15 protein-coding genes are annotated in these 17,454 nt (G+C 72.7%); 9 read left to right on the top strand and 6 right to left on the bottom strand.

The genetic code is table 11. The features are described from left to right. Nucleotide 1 precedes the first annotated feature (1 nt). Nucleotides 2–1,168 carry an NAD(P)/FAD-dependent oxidoreductase gene (locus OG494_RS19620; protein WP_328457738.1) on the top strand — a complete coding sequence of 389 codons (1,167 nt, stop codon included), beginning with the start codon at nucleotides 2–4 and terminating at the stop codon, nucleotides 1,166–1,168. Nucleotides 1,169–1,210: 42 nt separating this feature from the next. Here the strand turns inward: OG494_RS19620 and OG494_RS19615 are convergent, their stop codons facing one another. The 6 genes from OG494_RS19615 to OG494_RS19590 form a co-directional block, all read right to left on the bottom strand. Next, on the bottom strand, nucleotides 1,211–2,062 hold the full coding sequence (locus OG494_RS19615; RefSeq protein WP_328457736.1) for a dimethylarginine dimethylaminohydrolase family protein: 852 nt from the start codon (nucleotides 2,060–2,062) through the stop codon (nucleotides 1,211–1,213). A gap of 163 nt (nucleotides 2,063–2,225) precedes the next feature. After that, nucleotides 2,226–2,366 carry a hypothetical protein gene (locus tag OG494_RS19610; RefSeq protein ID WP_247049491.1) on the bottom strand — a complete coding sequence of 47 codons (141 nt, stop codon included), beginning with the start codon at nucleotides 2,364–2,366 and terminating at the stop codon, nucleotides 2,226–2,228. A gap of 197 nt (nucleotides 2,367–2,563) precedes the next feature. After that, complete coding sequence (locus OG494_RS19605) at nucleotides 2,564–3,046, bottom strand: hypothetical protein (protein WP_328457734.1); 483 nt, start codon at nucleotides 3,044–3,046, stop codon at nucleotides 2,564–2,566. A gap of 483 nt (nucleotides 3,047–3,529) precedes the next feature. Further along, entirely contained in the window at nucleotides 3,530–4,855 is a 1,326-nt protein-coding gene (locus OG494_RS19600) for a helix-turn-helix domain-containing protein (protein WP_328457732.1), read from the bottom strand. Between the two features lie 205 nt (nucleotides 4,856–5,060). Beyond that, nucleotides 5,061–6,290 carry an MFS transporter gene (locus OG494_RS19595; protein ID WP_328457730.1) on the bottom strand — a complete coding sequence of 410 codons (1,230 nt, stop codon included), beginning with the start codon at nucleotides 6,288–6,290 and terminating at the stop codon, nucleotides 5,061–5,063. Nucleotides 6,291–6,534: 244 nt separating this feature from the next. Further along, nucleotides 6,535–6,819: a putative quinol monooxygenase gene (locus OG494_RS19590; protein ID WP_328457729.1), complete on the bottom strand. Its 285-nt coding sequence runs from the start codon at nucleotides 6,817–6,819 to the stop codon at nucleotides 6,535–6,537. A 192-nt stretch (nucleotides 6,820–7,011) separates the two neighbouring features. On the opposite strand from OG494_RS19590, the gene OG494_RS19585 reads away from it, so the two are divergent. The 8 genes from OG494_RS19585 to OG494_RS19550 all read left to right on the top strand — a co-directional run bounded on the left by OG494_RS19585 (nucleotide 7,012) and on the right by OG494_RS19550 (nucleotide 17,435). Continuing rightward, nucleotides 7,012–8,394 carry an AlkA N-terminal domain-containing protein gene (locus tag OG494_RS19585; RefSeq protein WP_328457728.1) on the top strand — a complete coding sequence of 461 codons (1,383 nt, stop codon included), beginning with the start codon at nucleotides 7,012–7,014 and terminating at the stop codon, nucleotides 8,392–8,394. Between the two features lie 106 nt (nucleotides 8,395–8,500). Then, nucleotides 8,501–9,331 carry an isocitrate lyase/PEP mutase family protein gene (locus tag OG494_RS19580; RefSeq protein ID WP_328457727.1) on the top strand — a complete coding sequence of 277 codons (831 nt, stop codon included), beginning with the start codon at nucleotides 8,501–8,503 and terminating at the stop codon, nucleotides 9,329–9,331. Nucleotides 9,332–9,540: 209 nt separating this feature from the next. Continuing rightward, entirely contained in the window at nucleotides 9,541–10,752 is a 1,212-nt protein-coding gene (locus tag OG494_RS19575) for an acyl-CoA dehydrogenase family protein (RefSeq protein ID WP_328457725.1), read from the top strand. Between the two features lie 37 nt (nucleotides 10,753–10,789). Beyond that, a complete protein-coding gene (locus tag OG494_RS19570) occupies nucleotides 10,790–12,457 on the top strand; it encodes a peptide ABC transporter substrate-binding protein (RefSeq protein ID WP_328457723.1) in 1,668 nt (555 codons plus the stop codon). A 61-nt stretch (nucleotides 12,458–12,518) separates the two neighbouring features. After that, nucleotides 12,519–13,874, top strand: coding sequence for a SidA/IucD/PvdA family monooxygenase (locus OG494_RS19565; RefSeq protein ID WP_328457721.1), 1,356 nt, complete (start codon nucleotides 12,519–12,521; stop codon nucleotides 13,872–13,874). Then, nucleotides 13,871–14,242 carry a cupin domain-containing protein gene (locus OG494_RS19560; protein WP_328457719.1) on the top strand — a complete coding sequence of 124 codons (372 nt, stop codon included), beginning with the start codon at nucleotides 13,871–13,873 and terminating at the stop codon, nucleotides 14,240–14,242. Before OG494_RS19565 ends, OG494_RS19560 begins: the two co-directional genes overlap by 4 nt. Continuing rightward, nucleotides 14,239–15,786: a class I tRNA ligase family protein gene (locus OG494_RS19555; protein WP_328457717.1), complete on the top strand. Its 1,548-nt coding sequence runs from the start codon at nucleotides 14,239–14,241 to the stop codon at nucleotides 15,784–15,786. The genes OG494_RS19560 and OG494_RS19555 overlap by 4 nt, the downstream gene beginning before the upstream one ends. Next, nucleotides 15,783–17,435, top strand: a complete 1,653-nt coding sequence (locus OG494_RS19550; protein WP_328457715.1) for an FAD-dependent oxidoreductase — start codon at nucleotides 15,783–15,785, stop codon at nucleotides 17,433–17,435. Before OG494_RS19555 ends, OG494_RS19550 begins: the two co-directional genes overlap by 4 nt. The last annotated feature ends 19 nt before the right edge of the window (nucleotides 17,436–17,454 follow it).

The raw sequence follows: 17,454 nt of genomic DNA, 5'->3' as shown, positions 1-17,454 counted from the left end.
AATGGAGGAAGCACACGTGCGCTCCGTCGAGTACGCCGTCGTCGGCGGCGGCGCCATGGGGGCCGCCACCGCGTGGCACCTCGCCCGCCGCGGCGCGGAAGTCGTTCTGCTGGAGGCGGCCGAACTCGCGTCCGGCGCCTCGGGCGGCCCGGGGCGCCGGGGCGTCCGCGCCGGGGGACGGGACCTGAGGGAGCTGCCGTTGGCGCGGCGCGCCCTGGACCTGTGGCCGGAGCTGGATTCCGCGCTGGGCGCGCCGACCGGCTACCGGCGCAACGGCCTGCTCAGCCTCTACGACGTCGAGGTCGCCGGCGTTTCGGGCCGGCAGAGCCTGCCGGCCCGGGCGCAAGCCCAGCAGGCGGCCGGGATCCCGTGCGGCGTCGTCGAGCGCGAGGAGCTGGACGAGCGGCAGCCGGGTCTCGCCGAGGACATCCGGTGCGCGCTCTTCACCCCGGAGGACGGCACCGCCGACCACCCCGCGACCACCCGGGCGTTCGCCAAGGCCGCCGGCGAACTGGGGGCGCGCGTTCTCGAGCACACCGAGGTGACCGAGCTGGTGCCGCAGCCCGACGGTGCGGTCGTCCTGCGGCCGGCCGAGGGGGACGCCCTGCGCGCGACCCGAGGCGTGATCGTCCTGGCCAACCGGTCGACGCCCCGGCTCCTCGCGGACTCCTTCGGGCTGAGCCTCCCCCTGTGGGAGAAGGCCACCCAGGTCACGTTCGTGGCGCCGCCGCCGGGGTTCTCGCTCAACCACCAGGTCGGCCACACGCGGCGCTCGCTGTCGGTCAAGATGACCGACGAGGGGCACGTGATGCTGTCCGGCGGCCGTCCCGGCGGCTGGGACCCCGGGACCGGGGTCGGCCGGCCCGATCCGGACGTCCTGCGCGCCAGCCTGGCCGACGTCGCCGCGACGATCCCGGCCCTGGCCGGCGCCGAGGTGCTCGCCGTCGACGCCGGCCGGGCCGACACCAGCACGATCGACCTCATCCCGGTCGTCGACACCGTGCCCGGCTTCGACCGCGTGTTCGTCGGCACCGGGTGGAGCGGCCACGGCTTCGCCCTCGTCCCGGCCGTCGGCGAAGCGCTGACGACGTGGGCGCTCGACGGCGAACGCCCGGACACGCTGCGGCCCTTCACCTTCGACCGGCTGGGTGTCGGCTCGCGAAGGTGAACCGCCGTGCCTGGCGAGCCCGCGGCTCGCCAGGCACGGGCGTCAGGCCGGGTTGTCGAGCGTCAGGGCCGTGCAGCGGATGCCGCCGCCGCCCTTGCGCAGCTCGGTCGTGTCCAGCTCGACCACCGTCAGGCCCAGTGCCCGCAGGTCGGCGGCCAGGCCGGGGGCGCCGCTGGTCATGGTGACCGTGCGGCCGTCGCTGATCAGGTTCAACGCGAACGCCGCGGCCTCGGCGGGGGCCACCTCGATGAGGTCCATGCCGAGCCCGCGCAGCGTGCGCAGGCTCGGGGCGTCGAGTGCCTCCGGGTTGTAGGCCAGCACCCGGCCGGGGTGGATCACCGCGACGGCCAGGTCGAGGTCGTACCACTGGGGGCTCGTGGTGCGGAGGCCGACGACCTCGTAACCGAGGTGCCGCGCGAGCGTCCGGTGCGCCCGGACGTCGGTGCGCTGCCCGTGCGCGGCGAGCAGCAGGTCGCCGCAGGCCAGGGCGTCACCCTGGCCGCTGAAGGCGTACGGCGTCTCCGCGACGTCGAACCCGTTTTCCGCAAGCCAGGCCCGGTGGTGGGGCGTCTCCGCGGCCCGCTCCGGCGGGAGGGTGGCCAGCACCGCGCGGTCGCCGCGGACTACTGCCGCGTTGGCCGTGTACGTCATGTCGGGGCAGCCGGGGTCGGCGTCGACGAACTCCACCTTGCGGCCGGCGGCCAGGTGCGCCGCGACGATGCGGTCGTGCTCGGCGACCGCGGCCGCGACGTCGGGCTGGACCCCGACGTGCATATACGGGTTGATCTCGTAGTCGATCCGGAAGTAGTCCGCGGCGCACATCAGCAACCGGCGGTGGCCGATCGGGGCGTCCTCGGTGGGGGCCGGGGAAACGCGGGGGACGGTGCTGGTCATGGTCACTCGTTTCGTCGGGCGGGCGGTACGGACACGGGCGGGGCACCCTCGGGTGGGGGCGCCCGGCCGGATCGCTGCTGTACCGCGGGTTCGCCGCGTCCGGACGTACGACGGTGGACGTCCGAAGGCGGCCGGCCGGTGCCGGCGAAACGAGCGGCGCGGGTCAGCCCAGACCGCGCAGGCGGAACAGCTCGATCGTCATGAGGTGCTGCGCCCGGGCCGCGTCGAGGCGCTGGGCGATCGTCGTGGCCGAGGTGGCCGGCCGCATCGCCGAGGACACCGCGCGCACCAGTTTGGTGATCATCACTTCTCCATTCGATTCTTTCCCCGGCCGGATTTCCGCGCTCCGGCCCGGCGTCATCAGAGTGCCCGCGAGCGTGGCCACGGGTCTGGCCAGATCCGGACAGCTTCGCCGCGCCGGCGGCGGCAAGGGGGGAAAACACGTGACGGATCCCGATCTTGGTCGAAGAGCCGCGCCGGGCGCGGACACGAAAGGGGGACTCAGCGGTTGGCGTTCAGGAACCCGATCACGACGGCGCCCCACCAGCACAGCTGCGAGATCGCCGTGGTCAGGCCGCCGCGGACGAGCAGGCGCCGCGGCACCGGGCCGTCCACGTCGGCCATCCGCTTGCCCAGCACCATGACCTGGACGCCGTTGACGGTGAGAATGGCCACCAGCACCAGTTTCACCACCGTGGGTCCCGCGTGGAGGTTCGGTTCGAGCAGCGCGCCGCTGCCGACCAGGCCGGTCAACCCGGCCCACACCAACAGGTGCAGCCGGGACGTGCTGCGGACGGCCTCGGCGAAACTCGTGCGGCCGAGCACCCACAGGGCGAAGAAGTAGTCGGCGACCAGGACCGCGCCGAGACCGAGGACGAGGGACGCCAGGTGCGCGAACAACGCGATGTCGTGCCACCCCGCGCTCGGGTGCACGACGGCCGACACCCAGATCGCGGCGACGAGCAGCATGATCGAAGCAGCCATCGCGAGAGAGGCCCTGTAGGGTCGGAAATCGGTCCGCTTCGCCGCCCTGACAGGAAGTTCACCCGCCGGCGGGCGGCGCGGGCGGATCGGGGTACCGGCCGGCCGGCGGAGCTCGGCGGCCCGGGCGGCCCTGTCGGGCTCCGGGATCCGAACGGGGATGCCGTTGTCGAGCATGTCCTTGTCCTTCCGTGGAAAGGCCGTGAAGGGGCCGGGCCCGGTGCGAGGTCCTGCCGGCGTCGGCGTGTGGAAAGCAACGCCGGTTCCCCGCTGATTACAGGCCATGGCGGACTTGGCTGGGAGCGTTGTCCGGAAAGGACAATCAATGCGGCCTTCCCGCGGGCGCGCACGAGGGACAAAGTGGTATAGGTACGGCGAATGCCGACGCGCGGCGCGATTACCCGCGACCGGATGGGTGCCCCGGCCCCGGGGCGGGAGGCGCGTCACAGGACGGCGGGCGCCGTTGCCGGGCCGTCCGGTGCCGCGTCAGGCGGACACGGGGCCCGCCATGGCCCGGTAGTCGTGTCCGTGCTGCTGCTCGATGGCGCTGAGCACAAAAGCGCGCATGGGCGGCGGCAGGCCGCGGCCGTCGAGGTACGGGTCGGCGTGGGTGAGCAGGCCGGCGTCGGCGATCTCCTCGGCCAGCTCGTCTTCGCCCGGAGGCAGGGAGCCCGGCGTGCCGGCCGGGGTCCGGGCGAGCTGGTGCAGCAGTTCGCGGGCGGGTGGGCTGAGGGTGCGGTAGGCGGACTCCAGGGAGTACCGCAGGGACAGGTCCCCGACGCTCAGCCAGTCGACGGTGTTGTCGTTCAGGCGCCATTCTTCGACGACGCGGCGCAGGGTCAGGTGCGGTCGCGAGGCGATCTTGCGGATGGCCAGGTCGAGCGCGAGCGGCAGGTCCCCGCACAGCTCGGCGAGCCGGGCGCAGTCCGGCCCCGCGGTGACGGCGAGGTGCGGGAGCGCCGCGGTGATCATCGCGATCGAGTCGCCGCGCGAGAGCGGGGTCACCTGCAGCCGGTCGACGTCGCGCAGGCCCAGCAGCCGTTTGCGGCTGACCAGCAGCGTGGTGCTCGTGGTGGTCTCGGCGAGCAGCGGGCGCACCTGCTGCTCGTCCTGGACGTTGTCCAGCAGCACCAGGAGCCGGCGGTCGGCCAGGAGCGAGCGGTACAGGCCCGCGCGGTGGTCGACGCTGCCGGACAGGTCCTCGACGCCGAGCGCTCGCAGGAAGCCGTCGAGGATGTCGCCCGCTTCCGGCGTGGCCGGCGCGCCGCCCCCGTGGCGCAGGCCGCCGAGGTCGGCGTAGAGCTGCCCGTCGGTCAGGTCGGGCGCGACCGAATGGGCGTAGTACAGCGCGAGATCGCTCTTGCCGACCCCGGCCGGCCCGCTGACGACCATCGGGGTGTCGCCGGGTGAACGCAGCCACGCCAGCTCGGTCGTGCGGCCGGTGAACCCCCGTGGCCGCTGGGGTAGCTGGGCCGGGTGCGCCGGCACGCCGCCGCGCCGCTGGAACAGCGCCGGTCTTCTGGTGCGCCCCCCGATCGAGGGCTGGGTATAACCGCCCGTGGCGACGTGCCAGTGCCGCCGCCACGCCTCGTTGTCGCCGCCGCACGCCGCGACGAACGCGAGCGTCACCTGGAGGGACGGCATCCTGTTGCCGCTGGCGGCGCTCGACAGCACGGACGACGAGTACATCGCCGACCGGGCCATTTCCCGGTATGTCGGGTTTCCGGCTCGTGCTCGCAGCTCGCGCAATTCCCGGGCGAACTGGGTGGCGACGCCGCCGGACGTGTTGACGGGCTTTTCCGGTCTGCCCATGTGAATCCCCTTCCCCTTACTCACTCAGCGTCGCGGACGGCGGCTGGTATCTCTTCCGCTGCATGGCGGTGTCGTTGGCCCGTTCGTGTATTTTGTGGTTGATTTTCCGGCCAATTCCGGTGATTTTTTACGGCGATCGCGTGAATTGTGCGAACGCTCGACGGCCGCCCGCGCGAGGCGGGCGGCCGAGGCGCTGCCGGCGCGGTCAGACCGTGGCCGGCCGGCGGCGCGGCGCGCTCATGCCGAGCAGCGCGCACAGTGCCGCCACCAGGCCGAGCACACCGCACAGCCACCAGACGCCGTTGCCCAGCGCGACCCACGTGGCGACGCCGAACAGGGGGCCGAGCGCCATCCCGAGACCGAAAGTCGCTTGGTGGGCGCTGATGTAGCGCGCCTTGACGGCCGACGGGAAGGACGAGGGGTAGGCGAACATCGTCGGGCCGTTGATCATGATGCCGAAGACGAACACCACCGTACACACGATGAGCGCGACGGCCGAGCCGCCGCTGACGCCGAAGCCGGCGACCCCGAGCCCCATCAGCGCGGTGCCGGCCGTGGCGGCGACGCGCCCCGGCCAGCGGGTGACGAACGACGTGATCTTCAGCTCGCACAGGATGAGCACGGCCGACGCGGTCACGAGCACGACGCTGTAGAGCCACGTCGGGTGGCCTTCGGAGTTGATCTTGAGCGGCAGGGCGACGGTGTATTGGACGTAGACGATCGAGCCGATCAGCACCGACGCCAGGAAGAACCAGAAACGCCCGTCCCGCAGCAAAGTCGCGTACGCCGCCCGGGTGCCGGTATCGGCCCGCTCCGCCGGTGCCTCGCGCTCGACGCGGTGGTCGGGCAGCAGCCGGATCGCCAGGAACGCGTAGAGCACCGCGGTGGCCGAGTCGAACCACAGCAGCAGGTTCCAGTCCAGCAGGATCAGCCCGGCGGCGATCAGCGGGCTGAGCGACGCGCCGAGGTTGAGGGCGGTGCGCATCATCGAGAAGCCCATCACCCGATCGTCTGCGGGCATCAGCTCGCTCAGCAGGACCGCCGCCGCGGGCCGGTAGCTCTGGGTCGCGAGGCCGGCGAGCAGCAGCGCGACGAGCAGCGCCACGAACATCCCGGGACTGGCGAACAGGGGGACGACGGCGAGGACCGCGGCCGAGCCGAGCATGGCGGCGAAGATGGTGGCGCGCGGGCCGATGCGGTGCACCAGCTCCCCGCCGGCCAGCCCGCCGAGGACCGAACCGATGCTGTACGCGGCGATGGCGAGGCCGGCCTGTCCCGCGGAGAAACCGCGGAAAACCAGGTACAGCACCATGAACGTCTGGACGAACGCGCCGAGCTGGTTCACGAGCACGCCGCCGAGCAGGTACCGCACCGGCGTCGGCGTCCGGCGCAGGACGGCCAGTACGCCGGTGGGTTGGTCGGTGATCGGGGTCACGGTGGTGCCTCCAAGGGGCTCGCGAACGGGTGCGCCGCACCGGAGTCGACGTCAAGCCGAGGTGCGGCGTACACATTCCAGCCGCCAGGCGAGTTGACCGGCAGAGTTGTCCCCGCCGGAAAATCAACTCGGGGGCGATCCACCCGCGCGAGAATTCGGAGCGTGACCCATTCGTCGCGCAATCAGGGTGACATGCACCCGGCCGGACGCAGCGGTTGCTGCATCCGGCCGGGTGTGCGGAAAATCAGAGTCCGACGATCAGTTCGTGATCGATTTCGACGAATTCCAGAATCAGGTCGGCGAACTGGCCGGCGATCAGCTTCTGGTAGGCGGGCGACCCGGTGTGGGTGTCGTAGGCCGCCTGGTCCGCGAAGTGCTCGACGAACAGCAGGTAGTCCGTCTTGGCGGGGTCGCGGTACACGCGGAAGGACACGGTGCCCTCCTCCTGCCCGGGACCCAGGGGCGCGAACTCGTGCACGAGCTTCTCGGCCTCGGCCTGCTTGCCCGGCTTGAGGGGGATGGGGAACACCTTCGCGAGCATCGGAAAGCCTCTCGGTAGTGCGGTGCGCGTCCGGCGCGCCGCTGTCGGGGACGACTCTGCCGGGTCCGCCGGAGCGAGTCTGGTCAGATCCGGACACGATCGCCGCGGCCGGGATACGCCGCCGTGCGGCATGTCCGGATGTGGCTAGCTTCGCGGCGCGGGATCCCCTACACCTGGGGTATGACGACTTTTTCGGCCGTGGTCACCACCGGCATCTACTGCCGGCCCGGGTGTGGCGCGAAGCCGCTCGCGGAGAACGTGAAGACGTTCGAGCTGGCGGCCGAGGCCGAGGCGGCCGGGTTCCGGGCCTGCCTGCGCTGCCGCCCGTACCGGGTGGCGGGGCCGGTCGGCGCCGACGCGCCCGAACTCGTCTGCCGCGCGGTCCAGCTGATCATCGCCGGGGCGCTGGACACCGGGACGGAGGCGGCCCTGGGCGAGCGCCTGGCGGTGTCCCCGCGGCACCTGCGCCGGCTCTTCCACGACCACCTCGGCGTGACACCCGACCAGCTCGCCCGCTCGCGGCGCGCGCACTTCGCCCGGCGGCTGCTCGACGACTCCGACCTGACGGTCGCCGACGTCGCCTTCGCCTCCGGGTTCGGCAGCCTCCGCCAGTTCAACCGGGACATGAAGCTGGTCTTCCGCGCGTCCCCGGTCGAGCTGCGCAACCGGCGCCGGCGCGCCGACCGGCTCGCCGCGGACGGCGGCCTGGCCATGCGGCTGCCGTTCGCGCCGCCGCTGCACTGGGACGCGCTGAGCACGTTCCTCGGCGAGCGCGCGGTGCCGGGCGTCGAGTCGGTGCTCGACGGCGTCTACCGCCGCACGATCAGCCTCGACGGCGAGGCGGGCGTCATCGAGGTGCGCCGCGGCGGGGACGACCACCTGCTGCTGATCGCGCACATGCCGTTCTGGGAGGGCCTCATCCACGTCGTCGACCGGGTCGGGCGGATGTTCGGCGTCGACGCCGACACGGCGCCGGCCGAAGCCGCCCTGCGCGACGACCCGGTGCTGGGGCCGCTGCTGCGCGCGCGTCCCGGCGTCCGCGTCCCCGGGGCCTGGGGGTCCTTCGAGATCGCGGTGGAGGCGCTGCTGAGTCAGCGGTGTGCCCGGCCGCAGGTCCGGCGGCAGCTGGCCGCGCTGGTCGAGGCGGCCGGGACGGCGGTGCCCGGCCTGGAGGACGGGCTGACCCACCTCTTCCCCTCGGCCGAGACGCTCGCGCACGCGGACCTGGCGGGCGTGCTGCCCGCGACCACCGCGAAGACGGTGCGCGGGTTCGCCGCCGCCGTCGCCGCCGACGAGACCCTGCTCGACGGCGGCGCGAGCCTGGCGGAGTTCACCGCCGCGCTGACGGCGTTGCCCGGCCTCGGCGAGTGCGCCGCCCAGCAGATCGCGCTGCGGCTGGGCTACGCGGACGCCTTCCCCGGCGCCGACCGGACCATCTGCACGACGTTGCTGGCGAACGACATCCTCGACGACAGCGACGGACTGGCGACGGCCTGGCACCCGTGGCGCGCGTTCGCCGCGACCCACCTGATCGCCGCCGGCGTCCCCACACTGGCGGCCTGACCTCACCGTGCGGTCGTGAGTGTTTAGGGCGGTTAGAACCGCCCTAAACACTCACGAGAGCCGCGGCAGACCCACCGAAGTAACCGAAGGAAGTAGGAGAATGTCCATGGACAGCGTCCAGCGAGGGCTCGCCGAGACACTGCGTGCCCTGCACCACGACCGCACGCTGGTGCTGCCGAACGCCTGGGACGCCGCCAGCGCGGCCCTCATCGCGCAGGCAGGCGCCCCGGCGATCGCCACCACCAGCGGCGGCGTCGCCTGGTCCGCCGGGCGGCCCGACGGGCACGGCCTCACGCGAGCGGAAATGGCCGCCCTGGTCGCGCGGATCGTGCAGGTCGTCGACGTCCCGGTGACGGCCGACATCGAAGGCGGTTACGGCCCGTCCGCCGACGACGTCGCGGCGACCGTGCGCGCGATCGTCGAGGCCGGCGCCGTCGGCGTCAACCTGGAGGACTCGACCGCGCCCGGCGGGCCGCTGTTCGACGTCCCCGCGCAGGTCGGGCGGGTCCGCGCGGCCCGCGACGCGGCGACCGCGGCCGGCCTGCCCGAGCTGTGGATCAACATCCGCACCGACGTCTACCTGTTCGGCGTCGGCGAGCCCGAAGGCCGCTTCGACGACGTGCTGACCCGGGCCGGCGCCTACGCCGCGGCCGGCGCCGACAGCCTGTTCGTGCCCGGCCTGATCGACCTGGAGACCCTCGGCCTCCTGGTGAAGGAGAGCCCGCTGCCGGTGAACGTGATGGTGTGGCCGGGCGCCCCGACCGTCGCGGAGCTGGAAGCCGTCGGCGTCCGCCGGATCAGCGTCGGCACCGCGATCGCCCAGTCGGCGTACGCCGTCGCCCGCAACGCGGCGGTGGAACTGCTCGAGCACGGCACCTACGGCGCACTGGAAGGCGGCCTCGACTTCGGCGCCGTCAACAGCGCCGTCACCGGCTGAGCGACACCGGCCGTCCGGCGGGCCGCGACGGGACCTCCGGGTCTCCTCGCGGCCCGCCGCCGTTACCCACTCGTCAACCTCAAATCACACAGTATTGATTTTCCTTGGTGGCCAATGGTTTCCATCAATTAAACGGAAGCCTTGAATCACTTCCAACGCGGCCGGACCGAGTCCGCGACCAGCAGTTGGAGCCCCGAGGAAGTGATGAGATGACCGTTGTCGAGCCGCTGCCCGTGCACGAGGGTGACGTCAGACCGCCCGATACCGCCGCGGAGATCCTCGCCCGTGCCGAGGCGCTCGCCCCCGTGCTCCGAGAGCGCGCCGAGGAGATCGAGCGGGCCCGGCGGCTGCCCGCGGACGTCGTGGAACTGGTGCGTGGCACCGGCGTCTTCCGGATGGGGTTCGCCAAGGACCGGGGTGGCCCCGAGCTCACCTCGGCCGAGCAGACCGCCGTGATCGAGGCCCTCGCCTACGGTGACACCGGCGCCGGCTGGTGCGCGATGATCGGGTCGGACACCGGCCTCTACGCGTCCTTCCTGGACCGCGAAGTCGCCGACGAGATGTTCCCGAGCCTCGACATGGCGACCGCGGGCCTGCTGTTCCCCAACGGCCGCGCGGAGATCGTGCCCGGCGGCTACCGCCTCACCGGCCGCTGGCAGTTCGGCAGCGGCGTCACCCACGCCGACTGGGTCGTCTCGGGCGCCTTCCTCTACCGCGACGGCGAGCCCGAGCCCGGCGCCGACGGCTCACCGCACGACTCGATCCTGCTCATGGTGCCGAAGTCCGACGTCGAGGTCGTCGACACCTGGCACACCACCGGCCTGGCGGGCAGCGGCAGCTGCGACTACACGATCACCGACGTCTTCGTGCCCGCGGCGCACACGCTCGTCTTCGCGGACGTCCGCAGCGGGACGGGCCCGCTGGCCCAGCCCGAGGTGCACATGCGGAACATGCCGGGCGTCGCGCTCGGCGTCGCCCGCGCCGCGCTGGACCACACCCGGGACCTCTCCGTCGCCGCCGGCCGGGCGGACGACTACCGCACGCAGGTCACCCTGGCCGACTGCGAAGCCGACTTCAACGCCACCCGCGAAGGCGTCTACGGCGCCCTGCGCCGCCAGCACGAAGTCCTGGCCGCGGGCGGCAGCCTCGACGACCTGACGCCGTCCGAGCGCGCCGCGCTCCCGCTGTCGCGGCGGCACGCGTTCCGCACGGCTCGCTCGATCGTCACCCGGCTCTACGACCTGGTGCAGACCAGCGCGATCTACCGGCCGTCGCCGCTGGACCGCTGGCTGCGCGACACCACCACCATGTGCCAGCACATCGTGGCGCAGGACCGGATCCTGCAGACCGCCGGCGCCCACCTGCTCGGCGGCCGGCCCGCCTTCCCGCTGGCCCTGGGAATCACCTCCAGCCGGCGCTGAACCACCCCGATCCGCCCTCCACCGAAGGAAAAAACCGATGCGAAAGCTCAAGGTCGCCGTCTGCGCGGCCGCCGCCCTCGCTGTCACGCTCACCGCGTGCAGCACCCCGGGCGGCACCACCACCGCCACCCCCGACGGTGCCGCCGCTCCCGCGGCCGCCACCGCGAACATCGACCGCGACGCGGTCGTGAGCTACAGCGAGACCGAGCCGGCCGGCCCGCTCGTGCCCGGCAACACCACCGAGGTCGGCGGGATCAGCGTGCTGGGCACGCTGTTCCGCGGCCTGATCGAGTACGACGCCAAGACGGCGGCGCCGCACAACGCCGTCGCCGACTCGATCAGCACGACCGACTCGAAGACCTGGACGATCAAGCTCAAGTCCGGCTGGACGTTCCACGACGGCACCCCGGTCACCGCGAAGAGCTTCGTCGACGCGTGGAACTACACCGCCTATTCCCCGAACCTGATGGCGGGCGCCAGCTACTTCTCCCACGTCCAGGGCTTCGCACAGGTCAACAACGCCACCGCGGACGGCAAGCAGCCGGCGACCCTGCCGGCGAGCAAGGAGCTCTCGGGCCTGAAGCTGGTCGACGACAGCACGTTCACCGTCGCCCTCGACGCGCCGTTCTCGGAGTTCGGCGTCCAGCTCGGTTACGCGGCGTTCTTCCCGCTGCCCGCGAGCTTCTTCGCCGACCGCAAGGGTTTCGAGGCCCACCCGATCGGTGACGGGCCGTTCAAGTTCGAGTCCTACACGCCGGGCAAGGACCTCGTCGTCAAGCGGTTCGACGGCTTCGCCGGCGCGCAGAAGGTGAACATCGGCGGCATCGACTTCCGCTTCTACACCGACCTCGACAAGGCCTACGCCGACGTCCTGGCCAACAAGCTCGACTTCCTGTCCTTCACGCCGTGGACCTCCACCCAAGGCGGCAAGATCAAGAAGGACCTGCCCGACAACCGGCGCAAGACCTACACCTACCTCGGCTACCAGGCCATCGCGTTCCCGCTGTTCGACAAGCGCTACGAGAGCCCGCAGTTCCGCCAGGCGATCTCCATGGCGATCGACCGGAAGGCCCTGATCCAGCAGGTCTTCAACGGCGGCCGCACCCCGGCCGACGGCCTGGTCGCCCCGAACGTCCAGGGCCACCTGGACAACCAGTGCGGCGAGCTGTGCACCTACGAGCCGTCGAAGGCCAAGCAGCTGTTCGACGCCTCCGGGTTCACCGGTGACATCGAGCTGACGTCCAACATCGACTCCGGCAACCAGGAGTGGATGGAGGTCATCTGCAAGCAGATCCAGGCCTCGCTGGGCCGCACCTGCAAGTTCACCCCGCAGACCACCCTCGGCGACTTCCGCAAGCAGCTGAACAACCGGACCGTCACCGGCATCTACCGCTCGGCGTGGGTCGCGGACTACCCGTCGATCGAGAACTTCCTCAACCCGCTGTTCCGCACCGGTGCCGCCTCGAACGTCGGCCAGTACTCGAACCCGAAGGTCGACGAGCTGCTCAAGGAAGCCGACGCCGCGCCGTCGCAGCAGCAGGGCCAGGCCCTGTACCAGCAGGCCGAAAAGCTCGTCCTGCAGGACATGCCGACCATCCCGATCTGGTGGCAGTCCGGCACCGCGGCCTGGTCGACCCGGCTGCACGACGTCCAGCCCACCCAGTTCCGCGAGCTCGACCTCTTCAGCGTGACCGTCGGCAAGTAGTTCCCGGTGCGGCGCGCCGGGACCCGGCGCGCCGCACCCCGAGATGGAAAGCAGGCACGTTATGACCGTCCACGAGGTGGATGTCCTGATGATCGGGGCCGGCCCGGCGAACCTCGCGCTGGCCGTGGCCATCGAGGAGTGCGGCCGGTCCGATCTGGCCGGCGGCGCCATGATCCTGGAGCAGCACGAAGACGTGAAGTGGCAGCGCAACCTGATGCTGCCCTGGGCCCGCAGCCAGGTGTCCTACGTGAAGGACCTGGTCACCTTGCGCAACCCGCGCAGCCGGTTCTCCTTCCTCAACTTCATGCACGAGCGCGGTGAGCTCGACGAGTTCGTCAACCTCGGCACCTTCAACCCGTTCCGCTGGCAGGTCTCGGCGTATCTGCAGTGGGTCGCCGACTCGCTCGAGCGCGTCCGGGTGCGCTACAACGCCCGCGCCGAGCGGATCCTGCCGATCCACTCCGAGTCGGGCGCGGTGCTCGGCTTCACCGTCCCGCTGTCCGACGGCGACACGGTCCTCTGCCGCGACCTGGTCGTCGGCGGCGGCCGCGACGCCCACGTCCCGGAGATCTTCCGCGGGCTGCCCGCCGAGCGGGTCGTGCACAGCACCGAGTACAGCACCCGCGTCGCCGCCACGGTGGAGCTGGCCCGCCCGGGCAAGCCGCTGCGGCCGGTCGTGGTCGGCGGGGCGCAGAGCGCCGCCGAGATGTTCATGGCCCTGCACGAGCACGCGCCGGGCTCGTCCCCGACGATGCTGGTCCGCGCCATCGGCCTCAAGGACTACCAGACCAGCAAGTTCGTCAACGAGCTGTTCTTCCCGTCCTTCGTGGACGAGTTCTTCGCGATGACCGACGAAGCCCGGGCGAAGGTGCTCGAAGAGATGCACCTGACCAACTACGCCGGCCTCGCCGCGCCGTTCCTCGAAGAGCTGTACACGATGATCTACCGGCAGAAGATGCTCGGCCAGCCGGTCTCCACCATCCGCGGGCTCAGCGAGGTCGTCGGCGCCCGCGCGGCGTCGCTCGACGGCGGCGGCGAGGAGCTCCTGCTCGACGTCCGCGACCTCAAGCACGGCGGGATCGAGCAGATCCGCTGCGACGCGGTGTTCCTGGGCACCGGTTTCGACTCGCGGATGCCCTCGATGGTCCGCGGCCTGGCCGAAGCGGTCGGCCTGGAGACCGTCACCGTCAACCGGCAGTACCGCGCCGAACTCGGCCGGGAGGCCCACGGCGCGCTGTACCTGCAGGGCGTCAACGAAGCCACCCACGGCATCTCCGACTCGCTGATCAGCGTGCTCGCCCAGCGCTCGGCCGACATCGTCCGGGACATCGTCGACCGCCGCGCGACGGGCGCGGGCCCCGACGGTGGCCGGCGCACGTCCGGCGAGTCCGTCGAGTCCGTGGTGGTGGCGGCATGATCGACGTCCACCGCCTCGACCGCGAGAACCTGGAACGCGCCTACGGGCTCGACTCGCAGCGCCTGCTGCCCTGGCCGGAGCTCAACGCGCCGTTCGAAGGTGCCTGGTGCGTCCTGCGCCCCGGCACCACGTCCACCCCGCACGCCCACCACGAGTACGAGATCTTCATCGCCGTGCTCGGCGCCGCCACCCTGATCGTCGACGGCGAGCCGCACCCGTTCACCGCCGGCGACGTCGTCCGGCTGCCGCCGGGTTCGACCCACTGCGTCACCAACGAAGGCGACGCGGACTTCGAGTACTACGGCGTCTGGTGGGACGCCGAGATGTCGGCCCAGTTCGCGGCCCGCCACCAAGCGAGCGTCTCATGAACGCGCGGACCGTGGTCATCTCCCCGGCGCCGACGGCCAACGGGGACCTGCACCTCGGCCACATCGCCGGGCCGTTCCTGGCCGCGGACGTGCACACCCGCTACGCCCGGTCGCAGGGCCGGGAAGTGTTGCTGGGCACCGGATTCCAGGACACGTCGACGTTCGTCGTGACGACCGCGCACCACCGCGGCGTCACCCCGGCGGAGCTGGTGGCCACCTCGGCCGCGCAGATCGAAGCCAGCCTCGCCGCGATGGGCATCGGCGTCGACGGCTACACCGGCGACGACGACCGGTTCACCAAGTGGGTCGTCGACTTCGTCGGCCGGCTGTACTCGGCGGGCAAGCTGGAACTGCGCACCATGAAGTTCCCGTACTCGCAGCGGTCCGGGGAGTTCCTGCTGGACGGCTTCGCGGCCGGCGGCTGCCCGGAATGCCTCGCCGAAAGCTGCGCCGGGCTCTGCGAGAGCTGCGGAGCCCTGGTGGCGGCGGGGGAACTGCTCGGCGTCCGGTCCACTTTGGACCCCGAGGACCCGGTGGTGCTGCGCGAGGCCGACGTCCTCGTGCTGCCGGTCGAGCGGTACCGCTCGCAGCTGCGGGCGCACTTCGAGGCGAACGCCGCCGGGCTGCGGCCGCACATGGCCCAGGCGATGGCGCAGATGCTTTCGCGGCCGCTGCCGGACTTCCCGGTGACCTACCCGATCTCCTGGGGCATCAAGGTGCCCTTCCCGGAGGTCGCCGGGCAGGTCGTCAACCCCAACGCCGAGCCGATGGCGTGGAGCATGCACTGCACGGCCCTCTCGGCCGAGCGGCGGGGCGTCGCGGCCGGTACCGAGGACGCGCTGTGGCTCGCCGGGGCCGGTTCGGAGGTCGTGTACTTCCTAGGGTTCGACAACATCTACCCGTTCGCGATCGCCGGCCCGGCGATGCTGCTGGCCTTCGACGGCCAGTACGACCTGCCGACGCGCTACCTCACCAACGAGTTCTACGAGCTGGACCACCGGAAGTTCTCCACCAGCCGCGGGCACGTGGTGTGGAGCCGGGAGCTGGCCGCCGAGGTGCCGCGGGACCTGATCCGGTTCCACCTGGCCGCGACCAGCCCCGAGCACCAGCGCACCAGCTTCAGCCGGGACGCGCTCGCGCGGGTCACCGGCACGCGGCTGGTCGAACCCTGGAACCGGGTCGCCGGCAAGGTGAACCGGTGGGTCGGGCTGGGCCCGCTCGCGGTGTCGGAGCGGTCGCGCCGCGGGGCGGCCCGGATGGCCGAGCGGTTCGCGGCGTCGTACGAGCTGGCCGGGTTCAGCCTGAACCGGGCAGCCGAGACGATCACCGACCAGCTGGCCCGGCTCGACCGCCGGGAGGTGACCGGCGCCGACGCCGGTGACTTCTGCTTCGAGGTCGACCGGCTGCTGCGCAGTGCCGCGCCGATCCTGGTCGACCTGGCCGCGCAGGTGTTCGGCGACAACACCGGGGCCGCCCCGGCCGACGTGGACGCGTTCACGCCGGTCGCGCTGCCCCGCCTGAGCCCGGCGGAGGCCGGGCGATGAGCGCCGGCACCCGGCAGGGTGGGTGGAGCAGCGTGACCGCGGACGTGCCGCCGGGTGCCGGCCCCCGGCCGGACGGCGAGCGAGCCCGTGCGGCGGCGGCCGTCCTGGGCGGCGGCCCGGCGGCGGCCGGTGCGGTCCGGGACGGTGCCGCGGCGATGTTGCTGGGCGAGGGTCCGGCGGTGGCCGGTGCTGTCCGGGATGGTGCTGCGGCGATGTTGCTGGGCGAGGGCCCGGCGGTGGCCGGTGTTGCCCGCGACGGTGCTGCGGCGGTGCAGCTGGGCGGCGGTCCGGCGGTGGCCGGTGCTGTCCGGGATGGTGCTGCGGCGATGTTGCTGGGCGAGGGTCCGGCGGTGGCCGGTGCGGTCCGGGACGGTGCCGCGGCGATGTTGCTGGGCGGCGGTCCGGCGGTGGCCGGTGTTGCCCGCGACGGTGCTGCGGCGTTGCTGTTGGAGGGCTCGGCGGCGGCCGGCGCGGTGCCGGACGGCGCGGAGGTCGTGCTGCCGGGTGCGAGCTCCGGCAGCGTGGCGGGCCGGGTCGCGGTCACGCCGGGCGGCCGGCCGTCGACCGGCGGCACCCGGCGCGGCGGCCTGCGGGTCGTGGTGGTCGGCGGCGGCATCTCCGGGCTGCTCACCGCGATCCGGTGCGTCCTGGACGGGCACCGCGTGGTGCTGCTCGAGCGCGGCCCGGTGCCGCACCCGGGCGCCACGTCGTTCGACCAGCACCGGGCGCTGCGGGCCCTCGTCGTCGGCGACACGCCCGCCACGCGCCAGGCGGCGGAGCTGCACCGCCGCTGGCGCGAGCTGGACGCGCTGCTGTGCGACCACCTGCCGGGTGCCGGCCTCTACCGGCGGGTCGGGGTCCTCCAGGCGATGCCCCCCGGCCAGGTGCCCGCGGCGGTCGCCACGGCGTCGGCCGCGGGCGTGCCGATCCGGATCGTCCACCCGTCGGCGTACCCGCTCGTCGGGTTCCCGCGGGGGAGCGGCGCCGTGCTCGAACCGCACGCCGGGACGCTGCTGGCCGACCGGATGCTGCACGCGGCGGCGCGCTGGCTGCGCCACCACCCCGACGCCGAGCTGCGGCCCGGCCGGGAAGCGGTCGGCATCGACCCCGACCGCGCCCGCGTCCGGCTCGCCGACGGCACCACGGTCACCGGCGACGTCGTGCTCGTCGCCGCCGGCCCGTGGACCGGGGCGCTGGTCGACCGGCCGGTCGCGTTGCACCGCCAGACGATGGTGTACCTGCGCCCGCCGGCCGCGCTCGCCCACGCGTGGGCGGCGACGCCCACGGTGGGCGGGATCGGCGCCGACGGGCGGGCGTGGCTGCTGCCGTCGGTGGCGGGCACCCTGCTCAAGGTGAGCACCGACGCCGTGCGGCGCCAGGTGACCACGCTGTCCGGGCCCGACGACGACGCGGGCTGGGCCGCGCGGGTGCTCGCCGCCGGCGTCGTGTCCGATGTGGACGGATACGACGTCGTGCGGGTCAAGCACTGCCACTACGCCACCGCCGACGACGGTGACACCGGCTTCGTCCGCGTCGGGCCGGCCGTCTGGGCGCGTCCGGCGAGCGGCGGGGACGGCTTCCGCACCGCCCCGCTGGCCGCCGACGCGATGGTCGCCGAACTGGCCGGCCAGGCCACCGCCGTCGTCTGAACCCTGTCGCCTGACCACC

This window comes from Amycolatopsis sp. NBC_00438, from assembly GCF_036026695.1.
Classification (GTDB): domain Bacteria; phylum Actinomycetota; class Actinomycetes; order Mycobacteriales; family Pseudonocardiaceae; genus Amycolatopsis.
The sequence above is the reverse complement of the archived record's forward strand: the minus strand, read 5'-3'. Positions and strand labels throughout refer to the sequence as shown.